Consider the following 18,845-nt stretch of genomic DNA (forward strand, 5'->3'; position numbering starts at 1 on the left):
TGCCAGAAAAGCATTTTTGTTGTATTATTTCAATACACTGGCTATGATGCTGCGCATGCAGCGGGTAGAGTCCTGCCACACAGAGGAGTACGGCGACGAGCCTGAGGCGATTGCAGTCGTTCCGGGTCGTTTTCACCTGTTGGGGGAGTATCTGTGGTTTGCTCAGGGCAACACCCTGTCGATGGCTATCGATCAAACCCTTACGCTGTGTGTCTCGCGCCGAAAGGATAGCACCTTTCGCCTTTTCTCCTTAACGCTTGGGGAGCGGAGGAAGATTTCCACCGCTAATTTACGCTATCGTAAGGAGGATCGCTGGGCTAATTCGGTAAAGGCGGTCATTCTCTCCTTCATGGATGGTGGGTATCACCTGACGGGGTTGAACTGCACTATCCTTTCTCAGATTCCTCCTGATGCGGGGCTGGGTACTCCCAATGCGCTGAAGGTTGCCATGGCCCTTGTGCTTGGAAGGTTGTTTGCCGCTACGCTGCCAAAGGAAAGTGTTGTTTCGATCGTGGAACACGCAAATGAGCGCTATCTCAAGACCCACGCACATCGCGCGGATATTCTGTGCGTGTTGTTTGCAAAGCAGGGTAGCTGCGTGCGCACTGATCACCGCAAGAAGCAGGCGGAACTGTGTCAATTTCCCTCGGAGGGGAAGCGTATTGTGCTTACTGACTCGCGTGTTCCCCGTTTCATCGCGCGTGAGGAGTTCACCGCGCGTTTGAAGCGTTGCGTGGATGCTTATGAATTGGTGAAGCGCAATCCCGATATGCCTCGCGCTATGTCTAAGCTCATGGCAGCAGCGTTGGAGGAAATAGATGTGCCTGAGGGAATACGGAGGCGAGTGATCAGTTTGGTGCGCGAGTCGCTGGGCGTTGATGAGGCGATTGAAGCCCTGCGTAAGCGGGATTTTGCTGCGTTCTCAAGAGTAGTGAACCGCTCTCATGAGCGCCTGCGGGACCGCTTTGAAATTTCTTGTCCAGAACTCGATTGGTTGGTGAAGCGTGCGCTTGAGTTTGTAGATCCTGATGCGCCGGATGTGGTCTGCTCGCGCCTCACGGGTCGGGGCTTTGGTGGGTGCACCTATGCGATTTTGCGCGATCAAGACTTTGAGCCGTACCTAGAAAGGCTCGACGAGTACGAGCGCATCTTCGGTTTCAAAGCAGCGGCGTATGAGGTACAGTGCTCTGAAGGGGCCCGGGTGTTATGAGGATACTACTGACAAACGATGATGGGTATCAGGCAGCAGGCATTCGCGCGCTGCATGCGGCGCTGAAAGCAGCGCCTGAGGGGTATGAGGTGACGGTAGTTGCGCCGGACAGAGATCGTTCTGCAGTTTCGCATGGGATTACTACGCTCGAGCCGGTGACCGTAAAGGAAGTGGAGCCAGGTATTTGGTCGTGCTCAGGGACGCCGGTGGATTGTGTGAATCGCGCGTTACGCCAGGTGTGCGTGGGTACACCGCCGGATGTGGTGGTGTCAGGAATTAACGAAGGGGAGAATCTGGGGACTGATATTGTGTTCTCGGGAACGGTTGCCGCAGCACGGCAGGCGGTGATGTATGGGATTGCGGGGATTGCAGCGAGCCTGTTGCCCGTTTCTGATTTTGGAACAGGCTGCCGTTTCCAGGCGCTTGCCCGCTTTGTGGCGCGTCACGTGCGGGCGTTGGCTGCACTTTCCTCCGAGGACGTGTTGGTGAACATAAACGCGCGATCGGCACAGGCGTATGCGCGTGCTTGTTACGCGCGCGTTGCGCGTCGGATATATGAGGAACGTGGGGCGGTGCGCCAGGCGGGCCTTGCTCACGTGTTTGAGTACCAGGGTGGAGCGGCGCATACAGGCGCGGTGCAGGACAGCGATTGGGCGGTTGTAATGCGTGGTGACATTGCGATTACGCTTGTGTATGCGCAGCCGGTTTCAATGCCTCCTGTGTTGCCGTTGCCGGATTTTGCGTTCCAGGCTTGTTGCTCGTACTGAGGATAGGGCGTGGTGTGCGTCTGTTCGAGGTAGTCTCTTTGTCTTGGCCTGCGTGCTCCTTTTTTCTCTCTGCTTTTTGTTTGTGCACCTTTTGTGAGCTTTCTGGAGAAAGAAGAGACTGCGCTGAAAGGCAGTGAGAGGGGGTTGGTGTTTGAGTAGACGATCTGTGGGGTGCGCAGGCGCGCTGCTGTTGCTTTTTGCAGTGGGGGCGCAGGAGCATGCGCCACCGGTTGTGCGTGATACAGCACTTGCAGCAGGGGAGTTTCGCCGCGGAGTTTTGGCCTATTACCGGGGTGCGTTCAATGATGCTATCCAGCTGTTTGAGCGTGCGCTTTCTGCTGCTCCCCGTAATCCGCTCATTCTTGAGTGGTTGGGGAATGCGTACTACCGCAGTGGGATTGAAGGCGCAGCGCTGCACCAGTGGGGCGCGGCGCGGGATCTAGGCTACGGCGGCGCGTTGCTTCGGAACAAGATAGAAGTGGTTCAGCAGCGGCGTGACTTTGCGCCTGATTCAGCAGACGCGCTGCACTTTAGCGAAAGTGAATCGTTTCATGCTGTACGCCGGGGAACGGTTCTTTTCCGCAGACCACTATCTTTGTGTGCGTTAGCTGACGGTACGTTTTGGATGAGCGCATACGGTTCTAACGAGCTGCTTCGCTTTGACGTGAACGGACGTGTTATTGCGCGTACGCGTGGGCCCGTTGAGGGTTTTGACCGTCCTTTTGATGTTATTCAGACGCGCTCAGGCGATCTGCTCGTTTCTGAATTTGCCTCTGATCGCATTTGTCGTCTTACGAAGGAAGGCAGGTTCCTCAAGTCATTTGGGGGAAAGGGGAGAGGCGTCGGACAACTCATCGGCCCCCAGTTTTTGGCCACTGATCGCTACGATAACATTTACGTGACAGATTTTGGGAATGCGCGTGTGGCGGTGTTTGCACCTGATGGTGCTCCTCTCTTCCATTTTGGGCAGAAGTCTGCGCGCTTCTTTGGGTTTTCTGCTCCGGGCGGCATTGCCATTCTCGATGAGCTAGTGTACGTGGCAGATGCTCTGAAGGGCGCCATTTACGTGTTTGATACGGCAGGAAATTATGTGCGTACCCTCGTTGCGGAAGGGACGCTCAAGCACGTTGAATCTGTGCGGGCGTGGAATGGACGCTTGTTGGTGTCTCTCCCGAATGAGGTCATGGTGGTGGATGTAGGACTCGCGTCCTTGCACACGATTGCCCGTTTGGGAAATGCGCCTATTCGCTTAACGGCGGCAGTTCCGGATGCAAATGGCAATGTGCTCCTTGCCGATTATAAAAACGAAAGGATTGAGATTGTTTCGCGTATCTCTGAGCTTGCCGGCGGTCTGTTTGTGCATTTTGAGCGGGTGCACGCCGACCGGTTTCCCTCCGTTACTGTGAATGTGTCGGTACACACGCGTGAGGGGACGCCGGTAGTGGGATTGGACGTTTCCAACTTTTTTCTTACCGAAGAACACCGGCCGGTAAGTGAGATGCGTCTGCAGGGGGCAGCGTATTTGAACGATACGTGTTCGCTCAGTATACTGGTGGACCGCTCTCCTGCGACGGAGCAGGAGATGCGCTTGGTTACACGGGTGATTGGTGAGCTTGCACAAGCGGTGGGGGAACAGGGGACGCTGTCGGTAGTTTCTGCGGCACAGTCACCAGTGCTGGAAGGCACCTTCACTGCGGCGCAGCTGCAGGCGCAACCGCTTCGCCTAAGAGCAAAGAGTTCTTCGCAGTGGCGTTTTGATCTGGGTCTGCGTCTTGCGGCAGGCACGCTGGTGAACGCAGATTACAAGCGCGCAGTGGTATTCTTGTCTCTTGGTGAATTGCAGACACAGGATTTTGCACAATATGGGGTGACGGACTTGGCTGCATATTTGACGAATAATGAAACGAGCTTTTACGTAATACAGCTTCAGCGTACGGTATTGCCCGTGGAGCTTGGATATCTGGTTCAAAAGACAAGGGGTGCGGTGTATTCAGTGTATGCGCAAGAAGGGTTAGGGGCTCTTGTGGCGCACGTGCGCTCAGGCGCAGCGGGCACCTATGCATTGTCGTATCGATCGCGGTTGCCGACGGATTTTGGTCGTGCATATATGCCGGTGGAGGCAGAAGTGCGCGTCTTGAGCCGTTCGGGGCGGGACGAGACAGGGTATTTTGCGCCGCTTGAGTGACCGGTTACGCGGTATGACAGGAAAAGGGTGGAGCGCGTGGGTGCGTCTGTGCGTGCTCAGTACTCAGGTGGGGTTGGCAGCTGAGCCTGCTCTGGCGCGTTTGGCAGGGGTGTGGGAGAACGCCACGCGTATCGTTGCTATCGCTCCTACTGCTGATGCGATGCGTTTTTCGCTCATGCTTGTGCACAAGCCGTATTATGCGTACGTGTATGAACGCGTGGCTGTCTTTTCCCTTTCATCTTTGTCTGATGCTCGTGCTGATGTGCTGCCGCCCCCTGCGGCGCAAAAGGCAGAACGGGTGGATCTTGTCTTGTCGTTTGAGGGGCGTGTGCGTGTGCAGCCGCTCGTTCTGTGTCGCTGGGGGGACGCGCTGTTCTGCTCTTTTTTTCAGCGGGTATCGTATGGTACCCGTTCCGGGTCCGTCTCGTCCGAGCAGATTCCCGTGAGAACAGACGATCCTCTTTTTGGTTTTTGGATTGAGGAAGGGTCTGCTGAGGCGTTGCGTGCGTATTCTAGCCAGGCGCCTGGAGAACTGAATGCCTTTTTCTTCACCGAGGCGAATTTTTACCGCTTTCGGTACTGGCGTGATGACGCGCTGGCATTTGCAGCGCAGCGTGCGTATTTTACCGCTGATGACGGTGTGACGTACGAAATCCCTCAGTACGTACAGCGTGGTGCTGCAGTTTACAGCTGCACCACCGGTCGTTCACGTGTGGTACGTAATTTCCAAACGGGCACCTATGAAGTTCGCACGTCCTCTGACGGCAGCAAAAGGCTCATGCTCAGGCGGCGCGGTGCAGGACCGGGCTCGTACGCGGTGGGTGCGGTGTATCCCCGACAGGGTTTTTTGGATGAGTCTGCGCTGGCATTGCGTGTTGATGGACAGTTTCTGGCGATTGGCGAGCCTTTTTTACGCAAGAGTGCGGTGCACGATGTGACAGCGTTCATTGATGCGCACAATGCGCGCAAAAGGGCGCCGCGTGCCCCGCTGTTGGTTCCGGACTTTTAGCTGTCATGGGGAAAGCGAATTTATATGCGCGTATTCGTGTCTTGGCATAAGCAAAAGGATAAGGGGGAGCGCGAACGCGCAGGTGCGCTGCAGGGAGCGTGCATAGGTACGCCTGAGCACCGCCAGGTTTTTGCGCTGGTAGGAAGAAGTGGCAGCGGAAAGAGTTTTCGTGCGCAGATAGTGATGCGGCGTTTTGATATAGCGTTCGTTATAGACGATGGATTGCTTATTCGTGAGGATAAGATTATTGCAGGTCGCTCGGCAAAGCAGGAAAGGACGCTGCTTGCGGCCATACGGGTTGCGCTCTTCGAGAACACGATGCACCGTCGCGTAGTTGCCCGTGTGTTGACGTATTTTCTGTGTGGGTCACAGAACAAAAAGGTGCTCATTCTGGGGACTTCAGAGAGGATGGTGCGCAGAATAGCCCTTCGTGTGGGGCTTCCTGAACCTGGGCATATCATCCGCATTGAGGATATTGCCTCGAGCGAAGAAATTGCCTGCGCGCTGCGCACACGGCACGTGGAGGGCACGCACGTCATTCCAGTTCCCTCTGGGGAGGTACGCAAGAGCTATCCTAAGATCTTTTATGAAAGGATAAAACTCTTGCTGCGTAGAGAGGCAGGTGCGGAACGAATAGGACGGTGGGCGCACGCCATATGGCATGAGGGGCTCAAGCGTGCGTGCAGCGGCGCGCACGCGCATGTATTTGAAAAATCAATAGTGCGTCCACCTTTCTCATGCAATCTGCGCGTGGTGGCGGCGACAGAGGGCACACAGGATGCGTCGCCTGTTGTGGTGCCGCCTCACGAGGAGCTCGCTCTCCAGCAGTAGGAGAGCGATGACAGGAGAGGCAGTAGTTTGTCCCGTAGCGTGTGGAGCCGGATGGTCGAAGTGTGTTATGCTTGTCCCGGTGGGGACTTTTTAGTATACTCGGAGGGCTGCGAGGAGAACGTATAGTGGAGATTCAACTGCAAGATCTGATTGACCGAATTAAGCGCGAAGCGGTTGCCTCTTCCGAGGAGCAGGCGTCTCGTTTGCTTGGTGAGTCGCGTGAGGAGGCAGAGCGGATTGTCCGCGCTGCGCGTGAGGAGGCAGAGCGGATTGTCCGCGCTGCGCGTGAGGAGGCAGAGCGGATCGAGTCGTCGTCTCTTGCGGCGCTGTCGCAGGCGAGTCGCAACGTTTTATTATCCTTTCAAGATTCGGTGACTCGCTCTCTTCGGGCTATTATTTCGATGGAGACGGCGCAAGCCTACGATGCGGGTGTTTTGCGTGAGCTTATTCCTCGTGTCGTTTCTGCCTGGGTTCAAGCGGAGGGTGATAAGCTAGAGCTCATCCTCTCTCCTGCTGATCTTCGGACGCTTGAGGGGGTGTTTTGTGCTGCGTTGCAGGAGCAGCTTTCGGCAGGGGTAGAGTTGAGGTCTGACGATTGCCTTACGGCAGGGTTTAGGATAGTCCCTGCCGAGGGCGGGTCGTACTATGATTTTTCCGCCGCCGCGGTTGCTCAGTTGTTCTCTTCGTATGTTTCTGCGCGTGTTGCCGAGGTGCTCAGGTCTGCTGCGCAGGAGCTGTGATGTCTTCCTATTGCTACCTTATAACGCAGCTACCATCTCTTCTATGCGGCGCGGTGCCTCCTTTGCGTTATCAGGATTTTTTGGATTGTGCGCTACGTTTCTTGGGTCGGCAGGATGCTGCGGTGCTTGGAAATATCTCGTTGTGTCCCGTGCCGGCGCGTGACTCCACGGGATCGCGTGTTTTAGATAGATGGGGCGAGTTTGAGTACGCGTTACGCTGTGCGCTTGCGCGTGAGCGCGCGGACCGTCTGCGGTGGGATACTCCTGTTGAAGTAAGGCAGTGTCCTGTGGCGCAGGAGTCGGTGGCTCGTGCGGCTCGTGTTGCGGTCTCTTTGGACGATCCGCTCGAAGCGGAGTATTTTTTGAACGACGCGCGCTTTTCCTTTGTCGAGGGGTGTAGGCCGCTTGACCCGTTTTCCTCAGAGGCAGTGTTTTTGTACGGGCTGCAGCTGATGTTGCTTACGCATCGGTCGCGTTTCACAATGCAGGCGGGGTCCAAAGCATACGCAGCTCTTTATTATACAATTCTTGGAGCATATACATGACGCAAACGAAGGGTATCGTGTCTGCGGTCAACGGCAATATGGTGAGCGTTACGTTCGAGGGTGTCGTTTCGCTCAACGAGGTCGGATACGTGCATGTTGGAAATGCGCGTTTGAAAGCGGAGATTATTCGTGTTCGTGGTCGTGAGGCACAGTTGCAAGTGTTTGAGATCACAAGAGGGGTTTCCGTTGGGGACCGTGTTGAGTTTACAGGCGATTTGCTGTCTGTTGAGCTAGGTCCTGGTTTGCTCGGTCAGGTGTACGACGGTTTACAGAATCCGTTGCCGCTGCTTGCAGAAAAGGTTGGGTATTTCTTGGAGCGCGGGGTGTATTTGCCCGCCCTCTCTCGGACAAGTGAATGGATGTTTACCCCGCATGTTTCAGTGGGTGAGCGCGTGGTGCGTGGGGACGTGCTCGGGTATACCCCAGAGGGTGCGCTCAAACACCGCATTATGGTTCCCTTTCATATGGGGGATTCCTATGAGGTTGTCTTCATTCAGACTGCAGGGACGTACCGCGTGCACGATGTGATTGCGCGGGTCCGTGACGCGCAGGGACATGAGCACGAACTGACCATGGCATTTCGTTGGCCAGTGAAGCGACCCGTCCATTGTTACGCAGAGCGTTTGAAACCGACTGAGCCATTGGTAACGAGCATTAGGACGATAGATACCTTTTTCCCGGTGGCCAAGGGGGGGACGTACTGTATTCCCGGTCCCTTTGGTGCGGGAAAGACGGTGCTGCAGCATTCTACCAGTCGCAATGCGGATGTGGACGTGGTAGTGATTGCTGCGTGTGGGGAGCGTGCAGGGGAGGTGGTTGAGACCCTGCGGGAGTTTCCTGATCTTACGGATCCTCGCACTGGTCGGTCGCTTATGGAGCGGACGGTTATAGTGTGCAACACTTCTTCTATGCCCGTTGCCTCTCGTGAGGCTTCAGTGTACACGGGAGTGACGCTTGCAGAATATTACCGTCAGATGGGGTTGGATGTTCTTTTGCTGGCGGACTCTACGAGCCGTTGGGCACAGGCCCTGCGTGAAATGTCTGGGCGTTTGGAAGAGATTCCGGGGGAGGAGGCCTTTCCTGCGTACCTGGAGTCTTGTATCGCAGCCTTTTATGAGCGGGCTGGTGTGGTCCGGCTGAGGAGTGGAGAGAAAGGATCGGTAACTATTGGAGGGACGGTTTCTCCGGCAGGTGGTAATTTCGAAGAACCGGTAACGCAGGCTACATTGAAAGTGGTTGGGGCGTTTCACGGACTTTCTCGAGAGCGCTCTGACGCGCGCAGGTATCCTGCGGTGCATCCGCTTGATTCATGGTCTAAGTATCCAAGTGTGCTTGACGCGCGGGCTGTTGCGTACGGTCGCTCTTTTCTGCGCCGTGGGGCAGAGGTGGAGCAGATGATGAGGGTCGTCGGCGAAGAGGGCACAAGTATGGAGGACTTTCTCGTATATCTGAAAGGCTCGTTTCTTGATTCGGTGTATCTGCAGCAGAATTCTTTTGACACAGTCGATAGTGCAGTACCTGTTGCACGTCAAAAGCACTGCTATGCCATCGTCATGCGGGTTCTTGGCAGTGTTTTAGCGTTTGAATCAAAAGATGACGCGCGGGCATACTTCAGCAAGCTTGGGCATATGTTTATCGATTACAACTGTTGCGCCTGGAATTCTGAGGCGTTTGTGGAGAAAGAAAAGGAGATACGTGCCTTTCTCCAGGGAGAATCGACGAAAATCGACAGCGAAGCAGAGGGAATTATACGGGGGATGGAGTAGACGATGTACAAGGTGTACGAGAAGATTGAGTCGATCAACGGTTCTGTCATCACGGTGCGGGCAAAGGGGGTGCATTACGGGGAATTGGCCCGGGTAAAAACGGCGTTTGGCGATTCGCTTGCTGAGGTGAATAAGCTTGAAGGGGATGTAGTTTCCCTGCAGGTGTTTGCGGGAGGCCGGGGTATTTCCACCGGGAGCGAGGTGCGCTTTCTGGGGAGGGGTATGCTCGTGAGTTTCTCAGATTATTTATTGGGGAGAATTTTTAATGGCTCTGGCGTTCCCCGAGACGGTGGTCCGGCCTTAAAGGAAGGGAGGGTGGAAATTGGCGGTCCTTCGGTTAATCCGGCAAAGAGGGTTATCGCGCGGCGTATGATTCGCACGGGTATTCCCATGATTGATGTGTTTAATACGCTGGTTGTTTCTCAGAAGTTGCCTATTTTTTCTAGCTCAGGGGAACCGTACAACGAACTGCTGGCCCGTATTGCAATGCAAGCGGAGGTTGATGTCATCGTCCTCGGGGGTATGGGGCTGAAGCATGACGATTACCTGTATTTTAAAAGTGCATTGGAAGAGGCAGGAGCGTTGAGTAGGGCAGTCCTGTTCGTGCACACTGCCTCAGATCCTACCGTAGAATGTTTGATGGTCCCTGATATGTGTCTTGCAGTTGCCGAGCAGTTTGCCTTGAAGGGTAGGGATGTGTTGGTGCTCTTAACCGACATGACTAATTTTGCTGATGCTATGAAGGAAATTGCGATTATTCAGGAACAAGTTCCCTCGAATCGTGGGTATCCGGGTGACTTGTACAGCCAGCTTGCGTCGCGCTATGAAAAGGCGGTCGATTTTGATGATGCAGGGTCAGTGACTATCCTTGCCGTTACCACCATGCCAGGGGATGATGTTACGCATCCGGTTCCTGATAACACGGGGTACATTACTGAGGGTCAGTTTTATCTGAAGAACGGGCGCATTGAACCTTTCGGGAGTCTATCCCGTCTTAAGCAGAACGTAAACGGGCGTACGCGTGCAGATCATCGCGCGCTTATGGATAATATGATTAAGTTGTATGCCGCCTATCGTGATGCGCTTGAGAAAAGATCTATGGGTTTTGCCATGAGCGAGTGGGATGAGAAACTGCTCACATACGGTGGGCTGTTTGAAGCGCAGCTCATGGATCTTTCGGTGAATATTCCGCTTGAAGAGGCGTTCGATACGGGGTGGAAAATTCTGGGCCGGTGTTTCACCCCAGAGGAGACGGGGATTCGCTCTGATTTGATTAACACGTATTGGCCTGCGTAGGGTGGTGACCGATGGCGGTGCGCTTAACCAAAAATGAACTGAAACGTCAAAAAGAGACGCTCAAGACGTTTCGCCGTTTTCTCCCTACGCTTCAGCTTAAAAAGCAGCAGTTGTATGCTGAGATCCGTGCCGTTGAGGCGCGCGCTTCTGAAGTACGTTCCCGTGCAGATGCCCTGCGTCAGGATGTTCAGCAGTGGGTTGCAGTTTTTTCTGAAAGCGGTGTGTTCGACGCGCGTTTGCTCCGCGTGCAAGAGGTAAAGAAAACGTATGCTAGCATTGCAGGTGTGCGTATTCCCTGCTTTTTAGAAGTGCACTTTGCTTGTCCTCCCTATGACTTATATCGTGTTCCTCTGTGGGTGGATACTGCAGTGCGCAAAATGCAGGAAGTGCTAAGCTTAGACTTGGAGGCGCATGTTCTCGACGAACAGGCGCTTCTCCTGGGTGCAGAGTTGCGGACTACAACGCAGCGTGTTAACCTCTTTGAAAAAGTTAAGATTCCTGAGACGCGGGCATGCATACGGAAAATAACGGTGTACCTCGGTGATCAGCAGGTTGCTGCAGTAGTGCGGGGGAAGATGTCTAAGAAGAATCTGGTAGACGTGAGTCGGATGGAACAAGAGGATACACGGTGATAGTTCCTATGAAAAAGGTAACGCTTCTGGTGCTCGGTTCTGAGCAAGAGCGTTCGCTGCAGGCGTTGCGTTCCTTTGGTGCTGTGCATGTGCAGTTGCGGGAGTGTGCAAGTGAGCAACTTGCAGAGTTGCACGCGTTGGACGCTCGGTGCGTGCAGGCCATTGCGCTCGTCACTGACGCTCAGACAAAGAATGTTACCCGAGGAGAGGAGTGTCGCGTTGCAGGTCAGGTGGTAGAAGCAGCAGAGGCCGTGGAACAGATCGTACGTACTCATTCAGACCGCGTGGAACTTGCTCAGCGCATTGCGCAGTGCATTGCGCATCTGGAACGCTGTGAGCCGTGGGGGGATTTCGATCCGGCAGATGTGAGGGCACTCGCACAGCGGGGGATACATCTTATCCCCGTGGAGCTTTCTGAGCGTTCATACCGCTGCTTGCCCGATGAGTTGCAGACGCTTTGTCTTGCTCGTCGCGGGGGCTTGGTGCGCTGTGTGCTTGTGGCAGATAAACCGGGGCTGCCGCCATCTCTTCCTGCCGATGCGCGCGCGCTAGAATTGCCAGACGTTTCTCCCGCTGATCTGTTTGTACGGCTCAGGCAGTTGCGTGAGGAGTGCGCTACGCTAACACAACGGCTTCTTGCTTATTCGGAATACCAAGGGGCGATTCGCGCCTTGCGGCAGAAGATTGCCGCAGATATCGAGTTTGAGCGCGTGCATCTCAGTATGGTTTCGGTAGACGTCAGTCAGTGGCGTGAAACAGGAGAGACGTTGCGCATTGCGCACGTCAGTGGGTACCTGCCTGTTTCCCGGGTGCGTGCCTTTTCTGAGTGTGCGCGGAAGGAAGCGTGGGCGTATTGCTGTGTAGACCCTATGCCTGAGGATCCGGTACCTACACAGCTGAGAAATAACCGTTGGGTAAATTTGATTTCCCCGTTGATGAATTTCCTCGGCACTGTGCCCGGCTATTGGGAGGTAGACATTTCTGGCTTCTTTTTGCTCTTTTTTGGCGTGTTCTTCTCAATCATCTTTGCGGACGCAGGCTACGGCGCAGTCCTCACGCTTGTGTCCTTGGGAGGGATTGTTCTCAGCAAGAGAAAACATGCAGTGGTGAGTCCAGCATGGTGCTTGGGACTATACTTAGGAACGCTCACGATGGTGTGGGGTGCGCTCGTGTGTAACTGGTTTGGTGTGCCTGTCCAGTATGTGCCGGCGTCGCTCGCGCGTATTGCAGTTTGGGAGATTTCAGGCTTTGCGGATGCCGCCCAGCGGAATAAGAATCAGATGCACGTGTGTTTCTTTCTCGGTTTATTGCACCTGTGTCTCGGTCATTTGATCGTCGTGCGGCGCACCTTCCGTTCCCTGAGGGTGCTTGCAGAGTTTGGTTCTCTTCTCATGTTGGGTGGTATGTACGTGGTAGTGCTCAACTTGATTGTTGACAAAGAGCGCTATCCGCTTACCGGCATGATTGTCGGGTCTATAATAGCGGGTTTTGTGCTGAATTTTATCTTTGTGAATTATCGGGTGAGTGTGCGGCAGAGTGTTGCAGACAGTATGAAAAACGTAATTAATGCGTTGCTGGGCATTGTAAATGTATTTGCAGATGTCATGAGTTATATTCGGCTTTGGGCGGTGGGATTGGCCGGAGGGGCAATCAGTGCGACAGTTAATGAAATGACACACCCTCTGTTTGCCAATTTCCTGGCGTTCCTTGGGATAGTGCTACTGCTGTTTGGACACGGGCTGAATTACGTAATGAGCATACTGTCGGTGATTGTGCACGGTGTGCGCTTGAATACCTTGGAGTTTTCTAATCATGTGGGTCTGATGTGGACAGGCATACGATATACTCCCTTTAGGGAGCGTTAGCATAGAAAGAGGTAGAAAAAGAGTGGAGGGCTCGTTATGAATTTTGGTATGTTTGGCGCCGCGGCGGTGCTGGGGATCTCTGCGGTGGGTTCTGCGCTCGGCTTGGCTTTGGCAGGGCAGGGAACGATTGGTTCGTGGAAGCGCTGTTATCTGAATAATAAGCCCGCTCCCTTTATCTTGCTTGCCTTTGCGGGGGCTCCCCTTACGCAGACTATTTATGGTTTTTTGCTAATGAAGGCGATGTTTTCTTCTGAAAAGGACCCGTGGTACCTACTCGGCGCGGGGGTTGCGTGCGGTTTGGGAATTGCCGCTTCGGCGCTTTCTCAAGGGCGGGCTGCCGCAGCCGGCGCCGATGCGCTTGCAGAAACAGGTAAAGGATTTAGCCAGTATTTGACTATCGTTGGTTTGTGTGAGACGGTGGCGCTTCTGGTGATGGTTTTTGGTATTATCAACTGCTAGATGTGGTGAACGTTGTGGTATAGCGCTTCGACCATGCTTTTGATAGACGTAGGGAACTCGCACGTAGTGTTCGGAATCCAAGGCGAGAATGGTGGCCGTGTGTGCGTGCGTGAGTTGTTTCGCCTTGCGCCTGACGCGCGTAAAACCCAAGATGAGTACTCGCTTCTCATCCATGCGCTTTGCGAACGTGCGGGGGTCGGCCGTGCTTCTCTCCGTGATGCGTTTATTTCCTCCGTCGTGCCTGTGTTGACAAAGACCATTGCAGATGCGGTCGCTCAGATTAGCGGCGTCCAGCCGGTTGTCTTTGGCCCGTGGGCGTACGAGCACTTGCCGGTGCGCATACCAGAGCCAGTGCGCGCGGAAATTGGCACTGACTTGGTAGCCAACGCGGTGGCGGCCTATGTGCATTTCCGTTCTGCTTGCGTGGTAGTGGATTGTGGAACAGCGCTCACCTTTACGGCGGTGGATGGCACGGGGTTGATTCAAGGGGTGGCAATTGCGCCTGGTCTGCGCACTGCGGTGCAGTCTCTCCATACAGGAACGGCACAATTACCACTTGTTCCTCTTGCCCTGCCTGATTCCGTTCTGGGCAAGGATACTACGCATGCGGTGCAGGCGGGTGTGGTGCGGGGCACGCTCTTTGTTATTCGCGCTATGATTGCACAGTGTCAGAAAGAGTTAGGGTGCCGCTGTGCAGCGGTGATAACGGGGGGGCTTTCGCGTCTTTTCTCGTCAGAGGTGGACTTTCCTCCTATCGATGCACAGCTGACGCTCTCAGGTCTTGCACATATTGCGCGGCTGGTGCCGACATCTCTCCTGCCACCTGCTACAGTGTCAGGTTCATCGGGGAATTGAGGAAACTGTTATCCGCGCTCCCCATCTTCCGATACTGGATCGGTGTCGGGGGGAGTAGGAGTGGGGAAGCGTCTGTGCTGTATCGCGCTGGTGATGCGCGCGTTCTGGTACCTCAGTGCGAAGGGAGTCAGTATCGCTTACGTGCCCGTTCATCGCAGTGGGGGCTCTCAAGATTCGAGCATGAGCACAGCAGTGGGCGATACGCTCCTTAACGCCTTCTTCGACGAGGGAATGGTGGTTACGGCAGTACCGCCGGGTGTACACGACGGCCAGACTATAGCAGAAATTGCTGCATGTTTTGAAGTAATGCCCGATTACGCGTTGTTGGTGCAGTTTCATTCCGCTCGTCTCCCTGGTGGGGAAAGCCCTACCTCCCGTGCCCGCGGCGCTTGGTCTTCAGAGAGGTTCCGTGCTGTGTGGACATTAGTGGATTTGCATACGCAGCGCGCGTGTGTCTATGCGTGTGTCGCCCCATACAGGGAGAGTATTCCCGTTTCTGAGTGTGTTGACGTCGTTACCCGTTGTATTGCGGAGCAGGCAATTTCGTACATACGGGTGGGCACGAGCACCGATACAGCCGGAGTTCAGTTATAGAAAATAGGGAATACGTAAGGTGTCTGCAGCGTCGCTTCAGCTGGGAGGAGTCTTATGATTAAACGCCACATGTTCGCAAAAAGGGGTGTCAAAGGAAGATCTTACCTGGTTAGGGTGAACACTGCGTTCTTAGTGCTTTGTGTTGCTTCTGTCACGCCGCTTTGGGCTGTGTGGGAAGGGAATGCAGAAATTGGCCCCCAGGGAAGTTTTCTGCAGGACGGCATGTTTGTGCGCAGTGACATGTTCCCCAAAAACACTGCTGTTGAAATTAGCAACTTAGAAAAGAATGCCAAGGCTCAGGCAGTGGTTATTGGGCACGCAGGGATCCCCGGTCTTCTAGTTAGCCTTGCACCCGCTGCTGCAGCACAGCTTGGGATTGGCGTATACCAAGCTGTGCGTGTACGCGTACGTACCTTGGGTACCGTGCGCGGTGGGTCTCAAACAAGTCAGGACGGACTGTCCCTTGCATCTTTGCCGTCCCGTGTGCCTGCGCGCCCCGCGCAGCGTGATCCTCTGTCATCCCCGCCGGCAGGTCACACTGTACCGGAATATCGCGATACGGTTATTTTCGATGACCCGCGTTTGGTTTCCCCTTTGTCTCGTGAGGTGGAGGACGCGCCGAAGGTAGTGGAGCCGGCCTCTGAGCGTGAGGGAGGGGAGCGTGAGGTGGAGGACGCGCCGAAGGTAGTGGAGCCGGCCTCTGAGCGTGAGGGAGGGGAGCGTGAGGTGGAGGACGTGCCGAAGGTAGTGGAGCCGGCCTCTGAGCGTGAGGGAGGGGAGCGTGAGGTGGAGGACGCGCCGAAGGTAGTGGAGCCGGCCTCTGAGCGTGAGGGAGGGGAGCGTGAGGTGGAGGACGTGCCGAAGGTAGTGGAGCCGGCCTCTGAGCGTGAGGGAGGGGAGCGTGAGGTGGAGGACGTGCCGAAGGTAGTGGAGCCGGCCTCTGAGCGTGAGGGAGGGGAGCGTGAGGTGGAGGACGCGCCGAAGGTAGTGGAGCCGGCCTCTGAGCGTGAGGGAGGGGAGCGTGAGGTGGAGGACGCGCCGAAGGTAGTGGAGCCGGCCTCTGAGCGTGAGGGAGGGGAGCGTGAGGTGGAGGACGTGCCGAAGGTAGTGGAGCCGGCCTCTGAGCGTGAGGGAGGGGAGCGTGAGGTGGAGGACGTGCCGAAGGTAGTGGAGCCGGCCTCTGAGCGTGAGGGAGGGGAGCGTGAGGTGGAGGACGTGCCGAAGGTAGTGGAGCCGGCCTCTGAGCGTGAGGGAGGGGAGCGTGAGGTGGAGGACGTGCCGAAGGTAGTGGAGCCGGCCTCTGAGCGTGAGGGAGGGGAGCGTGAGGTGGAGGACGTGCCGGGGGTAGTGGAGCCGGCCTCTGGGCATGAAGGAGGGGAGCGTGAGGTGGAGGACGTGCCGGGGGTAGTGGAGCCGGCCTCTGGGCATGAAGGAGGGGAGCGTGAGGTCGCTTCTCAGCATACGAAGCAGCCATCCCACTCGGTTTCCAACTCAGCTCCCAATCAGTTTCGGAACCCTGAGGGGGAACTCCCCTTTACGCTCCCTGACCTATCCGAGTCAGAAATTGTGGTTCCGGAGGAACAGAAAGGACGTGCGCATCCCCAGGTGATACCCGAGGGTGCGCCACGTGGACTGCAACCTGGTGAATACTACGTACAGATTGCAGTCTTTCATGACGCTATCCAGGTGCAGAGCATTGTCCACCGTTACGGGGTAGAATACCCCATCGCAGTGGAGCAGGACATCCATGAAGGTAAGGTGCGTTTCACCGTATGCGTCGGTCCTGTCCAAAAAGACGAACGCGGCGCGGTACTAGAGAACTTCCAAAGGTTTGGATTCAAGGACGCCTTTCTGAAAAAGGCGCGATGATCAGGTCGGCCCTCCTCTTCCCCTCGTGACCGTGGTGACTCGCCCCGAAGGGGGCGCACAGAGCCCGAAGGAACGGAAGGGAAGGGGCAGACTTAACTATTTCTTTGTTTTTTTGAGCACGTAAAACGGCGCCATCTCCTTTGAAGGCTTTCCTGCGCCGGGAGCGCCCATGTAGCGAACGGAGTTACTGTCTATCAGCTCGTACAGCTCTTTCTCGTGCGGTGCCTTCGATTGCTCCGAGGACACAAGCGAGAGTTCGACAATTCCGTCTTCACGTACCATCCACGTACCGCGATACGTAAGAGGAGAAGGTGCCGACTTCTTCTCAAGGGCAAGCTCTACCTTTTGCGCAGTGCCATCCGCGTTGAACGTCACAGTCGTATCGATTCCCGGGCAATCGGCCGCAGGTAGCGTACCCCGAAAGATACCTCCCTTCAACGCGCACTCTACCTTTTCCGCTTTGGCCTTCCCGGCGTGCGGACACACGGTTGTGCACGAGACACACAAAGCGCTACCGAGCGCTCCAACACCAAGGAACGCGCACAGCGCGCGGACAGATCCTTTCATCACAGAAAACCCCCTTGTCACGTCTGTAAGACTCAGGGGAGAAAAGCCCAACGATGCAAAAGTTACGCTCCCTCTTGCCAAAAGTGAGAGAAGAGCGCAGGCCACCGCGCACGCGGGGCAAACGTGGGGTTTAGGAGCGCACCTGCGCCCCGGCCGCGGGTGCACGCATCTGAGCCTCAAAGGCAGCAACAAAGCGGGGTAACAGTTCATCAACGGTGCCCTCGATACGAAGGCCAGCAGCGCAGCGATGACCTCCACCCCCGAAGCGAGCGGCGATAACGCTTACGTCAATCGATCCTCGCGATCGAAACCCCACCGAACAATGTGTGGGAGATTCCTGACGTACCACCACAATTGCCTCGACGCCCTGGATGCTCTGGATGAGCTGATACAGAGCATCGGAGTCTCGCACATCAAGCCCCAACTGGACCGCGTCTTCGCAAGTTTCGTACGAGGTCATGAGCGCGCCACCATAATACGGCGTCAGTCGAGAAAGCACGCGCGCAATCAACATGCGCGAAGCAAGGGATCTCCCACCGTTCATGGCAAGAAACGTGTCCTTCGGATTGGCGCCTGCACGTACAAGACGCGCAGCAGAAGCGAACGTGTCCGCACTGTGCTCGTCGAGGTGGCGAAAAAAACCTGTGTCCGTAGCCAATCCCAAAAAAAGTGCGCGCGCCTCGGCTGCTTCAAGAGATCCGGCCATCGTCTCGATTAACGTTTGCACCAATGTAGTGGTGGACGGAGCTGTTTTTACGACGAACGAGTGCGCGCAGTGGTCGCCGCACGTTTCGTGATGGTCTATGAACGCGCGCGCAAAGGGGGCAAGCTGCGAGGCGAGCTCAGCGCCAACGCGGCTGAGCTCAGAGCAGTCGACCACGATGACGGCCGTCTGATCAGACGGCCGTATCTGCGCAGAGAGACTTGGACGGAAGAGTGTCGCGTACGCAGCGATCTCTCTACGCTTGAAAGGACCCGCAGACAAAAGCTCAACCTCTTTCCCTATGCGTCTTAGGAACGAGGCAAGCGCAAGACTGGAACCTACACAGTCCCCATCCGGCTTCTCATGCCCCACGACCGCAAACGCGCGATGCGCGTCAATGAACTCGATGAGCCCGGAAAGACCCCTCCCCCGATCCCCTGTACGCGCCGCGCACGGAGAGGGGGAGGAAACGGACTTAGGAAGAGAACTCGGGGGACTGGAACTGAACATCAAACTTATCGTCGTACTCAGAAGGACTTTTCAGCGTTCCCCACACCGGGCTGCTCAGGCTGCGAGGGAGTGTGAGCTTTACGTAGGTAAGTGTGTTCCCTTCCATAAAAAACGAAAGGTAGGGATCGACGCGCACTGGAGCGTGCCGCAAGAGCGCCTTACCCACCCTGGGCGAGAACCAGGCGGACGGCAGATAGATCTCGGCCATTTCGAAGTTAGCACGCCGGTAAATAACCCGATAGCCCAAGCGGTGAGAGAAGACTTTCACCACAGGAAGATTGACGTAGTACATACGAGAAGAGTTGCTCTCTGTGAGCCCTGGGGGAGGGGGCTCTAACACACGCCCAGCAGTATCAGATGCATCCTGCGCACTCAGAGCGACAGCAGAAGCGCACAGCACAAGGCGTAGACAACGAGTTGAAAATTTCATAGCAAAACCTCC

Annotated in this window: 18 protein-coding genes; 15 read left to right on the top strand and 3 right to left on the bottom strand. The window is 55.6% G+C overall.

Annotated features, from left to right (window positions below; genetic code table 11):
- The first annotated feature begins 16 nt into the window (after positions 1–16).
- The 15 genes from TPANIC_RS02045 to TPANIC_RS02115 all read left to right on the top strand — a co-directional run bounded on the left by TPANIC_RS02045 (position 17) and on the right by TPANIC_RS02115 (position 16,623).
- Positions 17–1,210 (top strand): galactokinase, encoded by a 1,194-nt coding sequence (locus TPANIC_RS02045; protein WP_010881866.1) that lies wholly within the window; start codon positions 17–19, stop codon positions 1,208–1,210.
- Positions 1,207–1,977, top strand: a complete 771-nt coding sequence (gene surE, locus TPANIC_RS02050; RefSeq protein ID WP_014342417.1) for a 5'/3'-nucleotidase SurE — start codon at positions 1,207–1,209, stop codon at positions 1,975–1,977. Before TPANIC_RS02045 ends, surE begins: the two co-directional genes overlap by 4 nt.
- Positions 1,978–2,110: 133 nt before the next feature.
- On the top strand, positions 2,111–4,162 hold the full coding sequence (locus TPANIC_RS02055; RefSeq protein ID WP_010881869.1) for a tetratricopeptide repeat protein: 2,052 nt from the start codon (positions 2,111–2,113) through the stop codon (positions 4,160–4,162).
- Positions 4,146–5,171 carry a hypothetical protein gene (locus TPANIC_RS02060; protein ID WP_010881870.1) on the top strand — a complete coding sequence of 342 codons (1,026 nt, stop codon included), beginning with the start codon at positions 4,146–4,148 and terminating at the stop codon, positions 5,169–5,171. The genes TPANIC_RS02055 and TPANIC_RS02060 overlap by 17 nt, the downstream gene beginning before the upstream one ends.
- A 24-nt stretch (positions 5,172–5,195) precedes the next feature.
- On the top strand, positions 5,196–6,002 hold the full coding sequence (locus TPANIC_RS02065) for a hypothetical protein (protein ID WP_010881871.1): 807 nt from the start codon (positions 5,196–5,198) through the stop codon (positions 6,000–6,002).
- A 125-nt stretch (positions 6,003–6,127) separates the two neighbouring features.
- Positions 6,128–6,742: a V-type ATP synthase subunit E gene (locus TPANIC_RS02070; protein WP_014342419.1), complete on the top strand. Its 615-nt coding sequence runs from the start codon at positions 6,128–6,130 to the stop codon at positions 6,740–6,742.
- Positions 6,742–7,287, top strand: a complete 546-nt coding sequence (locus tag TPANIC_RS05595) for a hypothetical protein (RefSeq protein WP_014342420.1) — start codon at positions 6,742–6,744, stop codon at positions 7,285–7,287. Before TPANIC_RS02070 ends, TPANIC_RS05595 begins: the two co-directional genes overlap by 1 nt.
- Positions 7,284–9,053 (top strand): V-type ATP synthase subunit A, encoded by a 1,770-nt coding sequence (locus TPANIC_RS02080; protein ID WP_010881874.1) that lies wholly within the window; start codon positions 7,284–7,286, stop codon positions 9,051–9,053. The genes TPANIC_RS05595 and TPANIC_RS02080 overlap by 4 nt, the downstream gene beginning before the upstream one ends.
- Before the next feature lie 3 nt (positions 9,054–9,056).
- Positions 9,057–10,349, top strand: coding sequence for a V-type ATP synthase subunit B (locus TPANIC_RS02085; RefSeq protein ID WP_010881875.1), 1,293 nt, complete (start codon positions 9,057–9,059; stop codon positions 10,347–10,349).
- Between the two features lie 11 nt (positions 10,350–10,360).
- A complete protein-coding gene (locus tag TPANIC_RS02090) occupies positions 10,361–10,981 on the top strand; it encodes a V-type ATP synthase subunit D (protein ID WP_010881876.1) in 621 nt (206 codons plus the stop codon).
- An 8-nt stretch (positions 10,982–10,989) separates the two neighbouring features.
- Entirely contained in the window at positions 10,990–12,846 is a 1,857-nt protein-coding gene (locus tag TPANIC_RS02095; protein ID WP_235214102.1) for a V-type ATP synthase subunit I, read from the top strand.
- Positions 12,847–12,882: 36 nt separating this feature from the next.
- Complete coding sequence (locus TPANIC_RS02100) at positions 12,883–13,305, top strand: ATP synthase subunit K (protein WP_010881878.1); 423 nt, start codon at positions 12,883–12,885, stop codon at positions 13,303–13,305.
- Positions 13,306–13,338: 33 nt separating this feature from the next.
- The gene (locus TPANIC_RS02105) at positions 13,339–14,160 is read left to right on the top strand and encodes a type III pantothenate kinase (RefSeq protein WP_010881879.1); all 822 of its coding nucleotides are present in this window, start codon (positions 13,339–13,341) and stop codon (positions 14,158–14,160) included.
- A gap of 42 nt (positions 14,161–14,202) precedes the next feature.
- The gene (locus tag TPANIC_RS02110; protein ID WP_010881880.1) at positions 14,203–14,754 is read left to right on the top strand and encodes a hypothetical protein; all 552 of its coding nucleotides are present in this window, start codon (positions 14,203–14,205) and stop codon (positions 14,752–14,754) included.
- Between the two features lie 54 nt (positions 14,755–14,808).
- Complete coding sequence (locus tag TPANIC_RS02115; RefSeq protein WP_014342796.1) at positions 14,809–16,623, top strand: SPOR domain-containing protein; 1,815 nt, start codon at positions 14,809–14,811, stop codon at positions 16,621–16,623.
- A 96-nt stretch (positions 16,624–16,719) separates the two neighbouring features.
- On the opposite strand, the gene TPANIC_RS02120 is transcribed toward TPANIC_RS02115, so the two are convergent.
- From TPANIC_RS02120 to TPANIC_RS02130, 3 genes are all read right to left on the bottom strand, one after another.
- Positions 16,720–17,190 (bottom strand): copper resistance protein NlpE, encoded by a 471-nt coding sequence (locus TPANIC_RS02120; protein WP_010881883.1) that lies wholly within the window; start codon positions 17,188–17,190, stop codon positions 16,720–16,722.
- Positions 17,191–17,320: 130 nt separating this feature from the next.
- On the bottom strand, positions 17,321–18,403 hold the full coding sequence (locus TPANIC_RS02125; RefSeq protein WP_010881884.1) for a DHH family phosphoesterase: 1,083 nt from the start codon (positions 18,401–18,403) through the stop codon (positions 17,321–17,323).
- On the bottom strand, positions 18,369–18,833 hold the full coding sequence (locus TPANIC_RS02130; RefSeq protein WP_235214103.1) for a hypothetical protein: 465 nt from the start codon (positions 18,831–18,833) through the stop codon (positions 18,369–18,371). Before TPANIC_RS02130 ends, TPANIC_RS02125 begins: the two co-directional genes overlap by 35 nt.
- Positions 18,834–18,845: the final 12 nt, after the last annotated feature.

The sequence above is a fragment of the Treponema pallidum subsp. pallidum str. Nichols genome, from assembly GCF_000410535.2.
In the GTDB taxonomy this organism is placed as follows: Bacteria; Spirochaetota; Spirochaetia; order Treponematales; family Treponemataceae; genus Treponema; species Treponema pallidum.

Bases quoted from the DNA above. Each gene is read 5' to 3' on its own strand.
- TPANIC_RS02080 (WP_010881874.1), top strand. From the start codon at position 7,284: ATGACGCAAACGAAGGGTATCGTGTCTGCGGTCAACGGCAATATGGTG.
- TPANIC_RS02090 (WP_010881876.1), top strand. From the start codon at position 10,361: ATGGCGGTGCGCTTAACCAAAAATGAACTGAAACGTCAAAAAGAGACG.
- TPANIC_RS02125 (WP_010881884.1), bottom strand. From the start codon at position 18,403: ATGTTCAGTTCCAGTCCCCCGAGTTCTCTTCCTAAGTCCGTTTCCTCC.
- surE (WP_014342417.1), top strand. From the start codon at position 1,207: ATGAGGATACTACTGACAAACGATGATGGGTATCAGGCAGCAGGCATT.
- TPANIC_RS02105 (WP_010881879.1), top strand. From the start codon at position 13,339: ATGCTTTTGATAGACGTAGGGAACTCGCACGTAGTGTTCGGAATCCAA.
- TPANIC_RS02095 (WP_235214102.1), top strand. From the start codon at position 10,990: ATGAAAAAGGTAACGCTTCTGGTGCTCGGTTCTGAGCAAGAGCGTTCG.
- TPANIC_RS02130 (WP_235214103.1), bottom strand. From the start codon at position 18,833: ATGAAATTTTCAACTCGTTGTCTACGCCTTGTGCTGTGCGCTTCTGCT.
- TPANIC_RS02120 (WP_010881883.1), bottom strand. From the start codon at position 17,190: ATGAAAGGATCTGTCCGCGCGCTGTGCGCGTTCCTTGGTGTTGGAGCG.
- TPANIC_RS02065 (WP_010881871.1), top strand. From the start codon at position 5,196: ATGCGCGTATTCGTGTCTTGGCATAAGCAAAAGGATAAGGGGGAGCGC.
- TPANIC_RS02085 (WP_010881875.1), top strand. From the start codon at position 9,057: ATGTACAAGGTGTACGAGAAGATTGAGTCGATCAACGGTTCTGTCATC.
- TPANIC_RS05595 (WP_014342420.1), top strand. From the start codon at position 6,742: ATGTCTTCCTATTGCTACCTTATAACGCAGCTACCATCTCTTCTATGC.
- TPANIC_RS02115 (WP_014342796.1), top strand. From the start codon at position 14,809: ATGATTAAACGCCACATGTTCGCAAAAAGGGGTGTCAAAGGAAGATCT.
- TPANIC_RS02100 (WP_010881878.1), top strand. From the start codon at position 12,883: ATGAATTTTGGTATGTTTGGCGCCGCGGCGGTGCTGGGGATCTCTGCG.